Annotated in this window: 5 protein-coding genes; all 5 read right to left on the bottom strand. The window is 73.4% G+C overall.

The window, feature by feature from the left end; genetic code table 11:
* Positions 1 to 200 precede the first annotated feature (200 nt).
* From JOD65_RS14070 to JOD65_RS14050, 5 genes are read right to left on the bottom strand one after another with little or no spacing between them, the layout of a single operon-like run.
* On the bottom strand, positions 201 to 1,175 hold the full coding sequence (locus JOD65_RS14070) for a hypothetical protein (RefSeq protein ID WP_191195563.1): 975 nt from the start codon (positions 1,173 to 1,175) through the stop codon (positions 201 to 203).
* Entirely contained in the window at positions 1,175 to 2,602 is a 1,428-nt protein-coding gene (locus JOD65_RS14065) for a hypothetical protein (RefSeq protein ID WP_191195562.1), read from the bottom strand. The genes JOD65_RS14070 and JOD65_RS14065 overlap by 1 nt, the downstream gene beginning before the upstream one ends.
* 27 nt (positions 2,603 to 2,629) lie before the next feature.
* Positions 2,630 to 4,834 carry a phage tail protein gene (locus JOD65_RS14060; protein WP_191195561.1) on the bottom strand — a complete coding sequence of 735 codons (2,205 nt, stop codon included), beginning with the start codon at positions 4,832 to 4,834 and terminating at the stop codon, positions 2,630 to 2,632.
* Positions 4,831 to 6,705, bottom strand: a complete 1,875-nt coding sequence (locus JOD65_RS14055; RefSeq protein ID WP_191195560.1) for a baseplate J/gp47 family protein — start codon at positions 6,703 to 6,705, stop codon at positions 4,831 to 4,833. The genes JOD65_RS14060 and JOD65_RS14055 overlap by 4 nt, the downstream gene beginning before the upstream one ends.
* A complete protein-coding gene (locus JOD65_RS14050) occupies positions 6,702 to 11,711 on the bottom strand; it encodes a baseplate J/gp47 family protein (protein WP_191195559.1) in 5,010 nt (1,669 codons plus the stop codon). The genes JOD65_RS14055 and JOD65_RS14050 overlap by 4 nt, the downstream gene beginning before the upstream one ends.
* Positions 11,712 to 11,714 lie beyond the last annotated feature (3 nt).

Genomic DNA, 11,714 nt, shown 5'->3' with positions numbered 1-11,714 from the left:
CGTCGGCATGGGAGTGACCGGCAGGCCCCCGTCACCCGTCGCGCGGGCCAGGAGCCTGGAGGTCCCCCGGTTGCCCAGCCGGTGCTGCAGGTCGGCCGGCGCCGGTGGGCGCAGGCCCGGGGGCGCGACCCGCCCGACCACGGGCGGCCGTGGTCGGGCGCCCGGCCGCTGGACGCGCTGCCGTGTGACCACCATGGACGTCAGGAGCCACCCTTCGTGGCCGCCGACGCCGCCGACACCGTCGACGCGGCCTTGGTGTCGGTCTTCTCGGCCACCTTCCGTGCGGTCTCCCGATGGCGCGACCGGCAGCACTCGATCGGCTTGACGTACTTGCGACGCGTGGAGTCGACCTCGCTCAGCGTGTAACCAGACGCACATCCGTCGTCGGGCGCAGGGATGACGGTGACGCACGCCAGCAGCACCCAGCTGCGCTCGGCGCAGCACCGCTCGGCGCAGGCAGTCAGGCACGCGCAGTCGTCCTCGGCGTCCTCATCCGCGCCCGCGTCCGGCGTGCCGGACACCGCCTTCGCCACCGGCGTGCCGGAGCCTCCCGAGCCGGATTCGTCCTCGGCGTCGTCCTTGGCGTCGTCGCTGGGCCCCGCGCACACGTGGTCGCGGACGTCGTCCAGCCCGGTCAGGTCGACCGCCTTGATGAGGACCTGGTCCCGCACCCGGTTGCAGTCGTCGTGGGCCCCTCCGGAGCACCCACACCCGCCTCCACAGCCGCCTCCGCATCCGCCTCCGCATCCGCCACCGCATCCGCCACCGCATCCGCCACCGCATCCGCCACCGCACGGCCGTCGAGAGGCGTCCTCCGACGTCGCCCGACGCATCACGATGCAGAGCGTGCGGGCCTCGGTCTCACAGGCGCACGGGTCGGGAGTGAGGTCGAGCACCACCTCACGGCACAGCTCGACGGGGAAGCCGTGGCAGTCGACCATCACACCCGGGCGGATGCGGACGCACGCCCGCTCCTCGTTGGGGCGGACGACCTCCAGGCCACACACGATGCCGCAGCCGAGGTACGACCGGAGCACCACTTGCAGCAACGAGACCGGGAACATCATCGCCGTGGTGAGAGCGTCGGCGTCGACCAGCTGGCCGTCGCGGAACTGGACGCGCTCGGTCGAGGTGGGCACGAGCACCTGGGGGTCGGCAGTGGTCTGGGTGCTCATCACGATTCTCCTTGTCGTGTCGATTCGTTCTTGTCTGGCGCGCCTCCGGAGTCGTACCGGGCATCGCGTTCCCCGACCTCGAAGGCCCAGATCAGATCGTCGCCGGGGCGCCGCTGGCAGCGTGTGCAGTCGAGGTCGGTGGGGACCGCGTCGAGCATGTGGCCGCAGTCGTCCCTGAGGAGCTGGCCCCGGAGGGTGATCTCGAGCCGGAAGCCATCCGTGAGCGACGACCTCCTGCCGGTGACCTCGGCGGCGAGCCACTCGCGGTCGGCGACCAGCTGCACTCCGCGAGCCAGCTCGCCGACGGGTTCGAGCGGGCGCACCTCGATCGGTACGCGGCTCGACGTCCAGTAGTCCGCCAGCTCCTCCTGCGTCAGGGCAGTGAGGAGCACCGACGCCGTGGTCAGGGTGTTGGCCCGAACGGGACGGGTGAACCAGATCGCGAGCCCGTCCGCGGCTCGACCCTCGTCGACGACCTGGATGCGCGTCGAGAACTCGTCCCAGGACACGCCGCCCGAACCCGCCCATCCCGGCCAGGAGACGCGTTCGACACGGGGAAGGGCGACGTCGCAGCAGTTGAGCAGCTCGAGCAGGAGCGGGTTCCGGTACACGTGGGGCACCGGTGAGCACTCGTCCGTGCAGACCCGGTCGATGACGAGGCAGCGCGCGTCGGACTCTGGCCAGCCGTCACCCTTGGTCTTCGCGGTGTCGCCGCCCGGATCGGCGCCATCCTTCTCGACGCGTTCGCGGAGGTCGCGGATCTCGACGCACGCGATGGGGACGCCCGCATCCTTGTCGTAGCACCAGGAGCCGCACCGTGTCGCCTGCAATGAACCCGGGCGCTCGCAGGCGTGCTCCAGATCCTTCGACAAGCCGGGCTGCTTCTCTCGCGCCGACCCGATCCTGCGACGGACGTAGTCGGTCCGGGACAGGCACTCGTCGTCCGGCAGCGGAGGACAACCGTCGCCGGGTGGCTCGCATCCGTGTCGCAGCGTGTAGACGACGCCGTACTCGCGCCACTGGGGACTGGCGCTTCCGCACGAGTCATGATCGGGCGGGTCGAGGCGCTCGGCGTGGTGCGCGACGAGCGTGTACCGGCCGCTGGCCTTCGGTGGCGAGCCCTCGACGTCGGCGAGCGAGAGCAAGCGATCATCGGTGCGCAGCATCCGTCCGAACGGGTCGAGCGCCACCCCGCAGCCGACGAGGAGGCGTTTCCTCGGCGGCTGGCCGTCGCGGCCGAGCTCCCGGAGCTCCACGCCGAAGCCGAAGACGACGCCCCAGCCATGAAGAGCGAGGTTGAGGACCCGTTGGCGCTCGAGCTCGTCGTCCAGCGCGGCGTTGAGGCGATCGGCGTCGAGGAGCTGTCGCGGAGCGAACAGCGGTCGCTTCGACCAGGGCTCGTGGTGTGCGGCGACGGTGGTGTTCATGATCGGCTCCTTGGCGGTGGGGCGTCGTCAGGTCAGGTGGGTCGGGTCGTCGCCGAGCACCGCGGCGTCGAGCACGGCGACGCCGGTCGTGGGCGCCGGGAGGGACCAGACGCCGAGCTCCGTGCTGGCGCCGAGGCGCCAGTGCTCGTCGCCGTGGAGGCGGGAGTCCGGTCCGTCCGAGGGGGACCCGGCGAGGTGCAGGTCGACGCCGATCGCCCGGGAGCCGGACGACCCCGGCCCCGGTCGGTCGTCGATGAGGACACGGCAATGGGCGGGCGCGAACACGGTGAGGACGCGGTCGACGATCGGACGCGTGGCGGCGCGCTCGTCGGCGGGCAGCTCGACGCGGATCTCGACGAGTCCGTTCCGCTCGTCGATCACGCGTCCCGGGTCGACGCAGGCGACGCCGAGCGGGCTCTCGCCGAGGATCGCGGTGCCGGCCCGGAACGACTGCGGTCGCGCCCTGGCGACGACGGTGTCGACGCCCAGCCGGGCACCGGTGGGTCGACCAGCGCGAGGCAGGAACCACCACGCCGCCTCGTCGCCATGGTCACGGACGCGGACGGTGCTCCCTGTCACGATCTCGAGCGCGCGCACGAGGGCGCCTGCGGTACCCCGGTCCTGCTGGAGCCGCGGCAGCTCACGCAGGAGCGTCCGTCGCCGGTCCGGGTCGAGGTCCTCGAGGAGCGGCATGCCGAGCCACCCCAGCAGCACCGTCGTCCACTCGTCGTCCGCCGTCGCGGGGTCGATCCGCGCCGGCAGCGCGTCGATCCGCGCGTCGAGCCCGTCGAGGAGCACCTCGAACGGGGCAAGCAGCCGACGCAGCTGGGACGCCGAGGCTGGGTCCTCGCGGTAGACGGCCGGGAGGTCGTCGAGGAGCGACCTCGACGGGTACGACACGTGCAGGCCGGCGAGGATCGGTGGCTCGGCCCCGACCGCGGTCGTGACGGTGACCCGCACCCAGAGGTGCGGCTCGGGCCGGTCGATCGTCGCCGCCAACCGCTCGGGCACCGCGACCGCGCCATCGTCGACGTGTGCCGACTCGTAGACCACGCGGTCCTGCGTGCGCCACACGAGCAGGGAGTCGAGCGCCACCAGCCGGTCCCCCGGGGAGAGGCTGGCGTCGGCGAGGACCGCGCCGACCTCGTGGACGACCGACTCCTGGTCCGTCGCCGCCCACGCCAGCTCCATCGTCGTACCCCGTGGCAGGGCGACGTCGACCTCGACGCGGTTCCAGCCCCCGAGCACCTTGCCGCGGCGCCCTCCCGGGCGGTTCCGGCCCAACGGGGAGTGCAGCGCCGGCGTCACGAAGGTCGAGACCCGCCGCGAGGCCGACGTGGAGGACGGGTCGAGGACGACGAGGCCGCCCGCGCCGACGAGCGCCAGCTGCCGACCGGCGACCACACCCGACACGGGTCCGAACCCGCGGGGCAGCTCGACGACGTGCCGCTCGTCCGGGTCGCCGTCGATCGTGAGGATCTCCACCACGGCGCCGGCGTCGTCGGCACGCAGCAGGACCACGCGGTCCTCGAGGTCGAGTGACACCGCGCGCACGTCGGGACCGGCTGCCAGGGGCAGCGGTCGGACCTCGATGGTCGGGTGAGGGCGCACGAGCACAGCCACGCGCGACGACCGCGACGGTACGACGACGACCCTGCCACCCCGGGCAGCCGCCACGGTGCCGGTGAGGTCGCCTGCGAGCGGCACCCGCAGGGGGCGGCCGACCACGGCGCCCCAGCAGTCGAGGTGCACCAGCGTCAGGCAGCCCGACGATCGGGCCACGAGCACCCAGATCCCGTCGGCCCCGTCGCGGCACACGCCGATCGGACGCAGGTCCGTCCCCGCCACGTGGTCCGTGGTGACGCCCAGTCGTTGCAGGTCGTGCGCGTCATGACGCTCCACCCCGCGCAGCGTCGCCAGCCAGAGCAGGCCACCGTTGATCGCCAGCGCTACCGGAGTCGGGCCGCGGACCAGCCTGCCGAGCTCCACGACGCCGAGCTCGTCCCACCGGCGTACGGAGCGGTCGCCCGGACGCACCCACAGCAGACGACCACAGGGGTCGACGGCGGCCAGGGCGTCGCCGTGCGCCTGGCCGGCCCCGTGCAGGGGTCGGGCCTGGATCGCGCACGGCGGACGGACGGCACCACCGTGCACCCTCAGCCCGTCGCGAAGACCGGCACGCCACTGGGCCTCGGTGGCGAAGTGGTAGGCGAGGTCCGGCGAGCGACTCATGACCCCACCACCTCCAATCGCAGGTCAGGTTCCCCGAGCACTGCGACCTCGTCCGGGTGGAGGACGATCGGCTCCTCGCCGCGCGGCTCCCCCGACCGACTGATGGTGCAGGACTCGACCGCGAGCACGCCGTCGCACTCGACGGCGAGTGAGGCCACCTCCTCGCACGTGACCCTCCTGCCGAGGGGCCACGGAGCGATGGCATCGTCGCGACCGACGTCGGTGAACCGGGCCAGCAGTCGCGAGGTGACGCGGGCACGCACATCCTCCGGAGGCATGCCCGGGTCCGCCCGGACGGTCAGGTCCACGGCCACCGCCGCGATGACGTGACCCGCGATGACGAGTCGTTCACCGAGGACCCGCCGGTCCGCGAGCAGGCGGCGGACCGCGGCCAGGTACGCCGGCCGCGCGGGCATCGCGGGATCCTGGCTGCGCCGCTGGGGGATGACGACGAGGGTCCTCGTGCCGTCGATCCGCCGGTCCGGGACGTACGGGTGAAATCCGTCGATCACCTCGGCGCGCGCCACGGCGAACCCGGGCAGCAGCCGGGCCGCGACGGCGAGCTCGTCGTCGGTGAGCAGGGCACGGCGCTCGGTGGCCGAGCGACGGGCCATCGCCAGCAGGACGGCGAGGTCGGTCCGCCCCTGACCGCCGTCGATCGGGGCGACGTTGGTGGCGAACGCCGATCCGTCGGGTCCGAGGGCGGCGACGTTCCACTCGAGTCCTTCCCGGACCCGGACCCGGTCGCCCCGCGTCCGGGTGACCTGCCCTCGCTGGATCGCCGCCTCGCGTGGCGGGACGCGACCGTTGACGCCGTTGCCGAACACGATCTCGCCCGCCCCGCGGACGAACACGCGGTCGTCGGGTCCCGCGCTCTCGAGCGCAGACCTCTGCTGCCACACCTCATCGCCGACACGGATCTCGAGGGCGTCGGCATCGACCAGGTCGGTGCTGTCGAACGGCACCGACTGGTCGGGCAGACCGGTGCCCCGGCTGTCGAACGTGGCGGCCACCTCGGTGGCCTGCTGGACGACGGGGAGCACGTTGAGCGCGACGCGGGTGATCCGCCGCTCGAGCGGCACCAGGTCCGCGTCGAGCACCAGCCGGAGCTGGGACGGGTCGGGCGACGCGGGGGCGTCGCCGGCGGGCACCCGGACGACCAGCACGCCTGTGCGCCCCAGGGCCGCGGTGCCGTCGGTGACCACGTCCGCGCGCGCCCACGCCTCGTCGCCGCGCCGGTGCTCGAGATGGAGCGGGCCCCAGCGGTGTTGGCTGGGCTCGGAGGGTGGCCCGGGCGGCGGTTCGACGACGAAGCCGATCGACACCGGTTCCGGCGGCACGGCGACGAGCGGCCGGTCGAAACGCAGGACGAGTGTGGCCCGACCGGCGGGGCCGGAGGGGACGAGCGAGAAGGGCGCGGGGCGATCGCCCTCGTGGGCGATCACCACTGGTTCGCCACCGCCGCCACCATCGACGACGAGCTCGGTGAGTCGTGCAGGCGAGAGGTGGAGCCCCGTCTCGAGCTGGAACGGGAGGTCCGGGTCCGTCGCGCACGTCACCCCCGCGCCCGCCGCGACCACCCATTCAGTGTCGAGCGACCGCCGCGGCCAGAGCAGCCCACGGGCCGGGGACGGACCGTGCGGCCGCGCGTCCAGCAGGGCCGCGAACGCCTCCAGGTGCTGATCCCCGACGAAGCCGGTGCGATACACCTGCTGGTCGACGATCCAGGCCAGCAGGTCGATCAGGGTCATGCCCGGGTCGTGCAGGTTGTGGTCGGTCCACCCGGGTGCGTACCGCGGGATCAGGCCGCGGGCGCGCTCGACGAGCTGCTCGAAGGTGGTGGTGTCGAGATCGGGAACGATCGAGGTCATGGGTCGACCACCACCTCGACCTGGACGTCCACGTCCTCCGCCGCAGCCCAGATCAGACCATCGGCCGGCATGTCGGCGAGAGCGCGCCCGTCGACGCGGCTGACCTCGACGCCGTCCACCCGCTCGATCCCGTCGACCGTGCCGAGGGTCCGCAGCACGTCGCTCTCCCACAGGCGGCGCCCGAACGGCCAACCGCTGCCGTCAGGTCCCCCGTCCGTGGGATGCAGCAGCCCGACGAGTGCGTCCGTGGCGGCCTGCTCGACCTGGGCGGCGAGCGCGGCCGAGGCCCGCAATCTCGCGGTCACCTTGACGGCGACGTACGCCGGCGGCTCTACGACGAGCCGGCGAGCGGGCAGGCCGCCCCACCCGGCGGAACGCAGCCTCCGCGCCACGGCACTCCGGAGGGCGAGCGAAGGCACCGGGCGACGGGTGCCGTCGCGGACGGCGATCACCACCCGGATCGGGTCACCGGGACGCGTGGGCGGGGTGCACCGGGCCCGGACGACCTGTGCAGCGGCCGCGACGGCCTGAGACTCGTAGTCGGCAGCCGAGACGACCCGGCCCGCGGTACGCAGGCGTGCCGGCGCGGTGTGCAGGAGCGCGACCGGACTCGGGCTGTCGACTCCCCCGGCCGCGTCCACCGGCAGCACCGCCGACTCGATGCCCTCCAGCGCCGACTTCACCGCCACATCGCTCCACGCGGGCGCGTTGCCGCCTGCTCCCCCGCCTTGCTGGTAGCGGAAGGCGCGGACGGCGTCGCTCCCCGCAGGCGGGACCTTTCCCTGCCGTCCGTCGCCGAAGGTCACCCGCCCGGTCCCCGGATCGAGCCGGTACACACGGGCGTCGCCGTCGGTGTCGATGAAGGAGTCGACGCGGCGCCAGAGCACCCAGGCGCCGTCGACACCCGGCACTGTTGCGACGACCGGCGGTGCCTCGGCCGGGCGGCCGCTGATCCGGACCGAGCGGCGTCGCTCCTCCTCGAGCACCTCCCGCTCGTCCTCGCTCAGCTCCTCGCGCACCCGGAGCTCGACCGTCTCCGGCAGGACCGGGATCTCGGCGAGCTCGAGGACGAGCGAGGGCTCGCCCAGGCTGGAGCCGAGGATCTCCTGCACGACGGTCCTCGCCTGCGTGGCCGGTACGCCGTTCACGAACAGGCCGCGCACCACCGGCCGCCACGCGCCGGAATCCACGCCCTCCGCCTCGGTCGCCGGTCGGAGCCGCAGCCAGAAGCCGTCCCGCCCGAAACGCGTCGCCCGGGCGAGCGGCGCCGACAGGAACACCTGGACCAGGCCGGTCCGACGGAGCGCGTCGGTCTCGTCGTCAACGGTGGCGCGTCGCCATCCACCAGCGGTCAACGCGTCCACCGCGAGGGTCCCCGGGACGGGCTGGTCGTCGGCCACCGCGAGGAGCACCAACGGACTCACCGGCTGTCGGCTCAGACCGACGTAGATCGCCGGACCGTCGACTCCGGCGTCGATGGCACGGGCGCCCGCGAACAAGCGGAAGCGCGCCTGGTCGGCAGCGCTGGCCCCGGTCTGGTCGAGTGCGGCCAGGTTGTCGACGACCAGGACGCCCTCCGGCGCCGTCTCGCCGTCGAGTTCGAACCTCGCCTCGATCGACTCGATCTCCGGTGGGTGCAGGTCGCTCGTCTCGATGCTCGTCGACTGGGTCACGGTGGTCCCGACCGTCGTCGACGTGACGACGTACTTCGGTCGCCCGTAGTCGCCGCCCACCAGCCGGGCCCGGATCCAGAGGTCCTCCCGTCCCCCGATCTCGGTGGCCGCCAGAGTGGCCGGCACCCGGAACGAGATCGTTCCACTCGTCGCCAGCTGCCGGGTCCCGTCGACGAATCCGCTCTCGAGCAGGCGCCACCCGTCGCCGTCGAAGACCTCCCACGACAGCTCCGGGTTGTCGTAACCGCGCTCGAGCGCCCGCACCGTCCACTCCCCCACGGTCGGGTCGCCGAGCACCTCCGCTGCCGTCGTGCTGGGCGTCGTCGTCCACGCCTGTCCCAGCCGCCACCAGAGACCGTTCGACCTCAGCGAGTCGGCGGCCACGACGCGCCGGCGGGGATCGCCGTCGGCGAACCGGACGACATCGCCCGCGGCGACGGCGGGACTCACCTGCACCAGCGTCCGGATGTCAGCCGGCTCCACGGACGCGAACGCGCCGAGCTTCTTGGTCGGCGTGTAGGTCGCGTGGGCGTTGGTCGTGACGCCCGGCAGCGGACGGTCGAGGGTCGCGACCCGGCGCACGGGGCCCGTGAGATCGACGATCGTGATGACGTGGAATGCGCTGTCGCCGACGACCAGCCAGTGGTCCACCTGGGTGGTCTGGTCGGTGTCGTCCAGCTGCAGCTGCGGGCTGTTCCGGGCCGTGCCGTCGAGGTCCTTGACGGCGGAGTCCACGCGCTGGAGGAACCGGTACTGCTGGGCCCCGCGGAGGCCGCCCGGGACCTCGTAGACGCGATCGTCGGCGTGGGTGATCCGGGCCGCCTCGAGCTTCTTGGTCCCGGGTGCCTGGCCCCCGACGAGCTCGACGTAGTGGGAGGGGTCGGGCTCGCTGCGGATGACCAGCCCGTCGTGGAGCACCGTGGTCACCTCCTTGTCCGGGAGCTGGTCCACGGTGGCCGCGACCAGGGCCTCACCGGTCGCGGGGAGGACCAGGAGCGGTCTCGCCGCTGCCTGTCCCGCCGGCGGTTCGACGATCAGCAGGTCGGTGGGCGGCAGATCGGTCGTGTCCCGTGGCAGCGTCGAGGTGTCCGCCGCCCCCTCGTCGAACCAGACGAGCACCGAGCGGTGGCCCTGGTTGTCGCGTGCCACGGCGGTGGTGGGCGGCTGCGTCGTGGACGGCTCCCACGGCTGGGTGCCGACCTGCACGGAGCTCCCCGACGCGGCGGAGAACCCCGGACTCGCGGCGTCGCGGACATGGCCACCGGTTCCGTCGGTCGCTCCCCACCAGCCACCGATCCCGTCGTCGGCGTCGGCCCACGCCACCCAGAGGTGGGTGTGGCCGTCCGGAAGGCGCACGTGGGTGGCGGCGGGGCGTACGTCGGCACGGGCGCCCGCAGCGCGCAGCCGGCTCCAGGTGGCCCCGAGGCCCGCGGGCACCGGTCCGACCCGCCCGAACCACACAGTCCCGTCCTCGGCGGCCAGGACGACGTCGGTGGTGGTCCCACCCTGCCCGGGCGCCCGTCGTACGGGGACCAGCGCGATCGCCTGGTCGAGGTCCGGGCCGGTGCCCGAGGTCGTCACGGTCTCCCAGGAGGGTGCGGGTCCGCCGGCCCCGATCGGGAGAACCTGGAGCTGGCCGCCGTCCACCCGCAGGAGGCCGACGGAGCTCGAGCCACCTGCGCCGACGGTGGGCACCAGCACCAGGTCGCGGACGGGGGTCTCGACGTCGGCGGGGAGCTGCTGCCACGCGCCGGTGAACTGCCCGACGATGCCGGTGTACCAGAGCTGGCCGTCGCGATCACGGGCCACGAGGACGTCCACGACGAACGACACGAACGAGGTGCCGACGCTCGCGGCGAGCAGCCCGGCCGCGCCGTCGAGCAGCACCGGCACGCCCTCGGCGTTCACCGGGGTGGGCAGCACGCGCCAGCGCACGTCGGACGTGACCGAGATCATGAGGGAGTAGGGCAGGCCGTTGGCGCCGATCCCGTACGCGGTCGTGTCCGACGTGCCGACCGGCCGGTTCAGCGGCGCCACGAGCGTGAGCAGGGAGGCGTCTGCCAGACGCACCTCCAGGTCGACGCGGGCACCCGGCTTGGAGAGGGCCTCCGGCGCGGCGAGCGAGAAGATGTCGAAGCGGGTAGGCGTCGGTCCGAACGGCAGGAACCGGCCGGTCACGGCCAGCGGCGCGGCATTGTGGAAGGCGTGGGTGATGGTGGTGCTGCCGACGGGCGTCGACGGCGCCGCAGGCCCTGGCAGCGTATCGGACGCGACCTTAAGCGCAACGTGGTCGACGAGGGCCGTGACGTCGACCGTCGTGATCGGCACCGGGTGCACGATCCGGAGCCAGCGGTTCTTCCGGCCCTCGACGGCGACCTTCTCCACGGTTCCCGTCCAGCGCTTGCGGAGGGTGAGCGTGGTGACCGAACCCCCGACCAGCTCGAGGGCGTGCCAGTCCGGCGCGTCTCCGCCCTTCAGGGTCCCCCACATCGCGTACCGGAGGTCGAGCCCGGCCAGTCGCCGGGCGAGGCCGGCCGGCGTGAGCACGAGCTCGATGCGGGCCGGTTGCTCGAGGTTCAGCAGCGAGCTGTGACCGACGTACACCGCGTGCTCCTGGAGGTTCCGCAGGGTGAAGATCTCCAGTGCCTCGATGCGAGCGAGCGGGGTCCCCGCCGGCAGCGCGGACTCCAACGGGTCGCGCAGCGTCACCAGGTCGCGGTCCACGCCGGCGACGCGGTAGGCGGACTGGAGGATGCGGACCTGGTCGCCGGGCTCGAGCCCGATCGCCGGGGCGACCTGCAGCACGGTGCTGCCCGCCGAGGCAGCGGTCACCACCTGGTGGACCGCGACGGGTGCGGGAGGCGGCTCCGTGGAGACGACCCGGCCGGGCGCCCGCTCGAGGTGGTCGGCGCCGGGGTCCACCGCGACCACTTCGGTGATCCGGACCGGGCTGGCCTGCAGGGCCCGCACTGTCTCGAAGACGACCTCCTCGTCGCCGACGGTCACGCCGACCTGCGTACGAGCGGGGACGTGCGTCGACGCGGTTCGCGACTCCTCAGGAGCGAGGATCACGGTGGCGGTGGCGGCCTGCGGTGACGGAGGCGGGATGTCCAGCGTGTCGACGAAGGCCAGGGCATCCCGCTCGGCGGTCCGGTCGAGCTGGGTTGTCGCGACCTCGGCGAGGGCTGCCGCGATCTCGAGCAGGGCACGCCCGAACGAGTCCGGCGCCGTCGCGACCTCCCACCCGGGATTGGTGGCCGCCCCCACCCGGTCGAGCTCGGCGCGCAGGCGCCCGGCCCGTCGTGGGTCCGTGCCCGGCAGTGACCTGGCCATCGT

The organism is Nocardioides cavernae (assembly GCF_016907475.1).
In the GTDB taxonomy this organism is placed as follows: domain Bacteria; phylum Actinomycetota; class Actinomycetes; order Propionibacteriales; family Nocardioidaceae; genus Nocardioides; species Nocardioides cavernae.
The sequence above is the reverse complement of the archived record's forward strand: the minus strand, read 5'-3'. Positions and strand labels throughout refer to the sequence as shown.

Excerpts from the sequence above, each read along its gene's own strand:
- JOD65_RS14070 (WP_191195563.1), bottom strand. The coding sequence starts at position 1,175 with ATGAGCACCCAGACCACTGCCGACCCCCAGGTGCTCGTGCCCACCTCG.
- JOD65_RS14065 (WP_191195562.1), bottom strand. The coding sequence starts at position 2,602 with ATGAACACCACCGTCGCCGCACACCACGAGCCCTGGTCGAAGCGACCG.
- JOD65_RS14060 (WP_191195561.1), bottom strand. The coding sequence starts at position 4,834 with ATGAGTCGCTCGCCGGACCTCGCCTACCACTTCGCCACCGAGGCCCAG.
- JOD65_RS14055 (WP_191195560.1), bottom strand. The coding sequence starts at position 6,705 with ATGACCTCGATCGTTCCCGATCTCGACACCACCACCTTCGAGCAGCTC.
- JOD65_RS14050 (WP_191195559.1), bottom strand. The coding sequence starts at position 11,711 with ATGGCCAGGTCACTGCCGGGCACGGACCCACGACGGGCCGGGCGCCTG.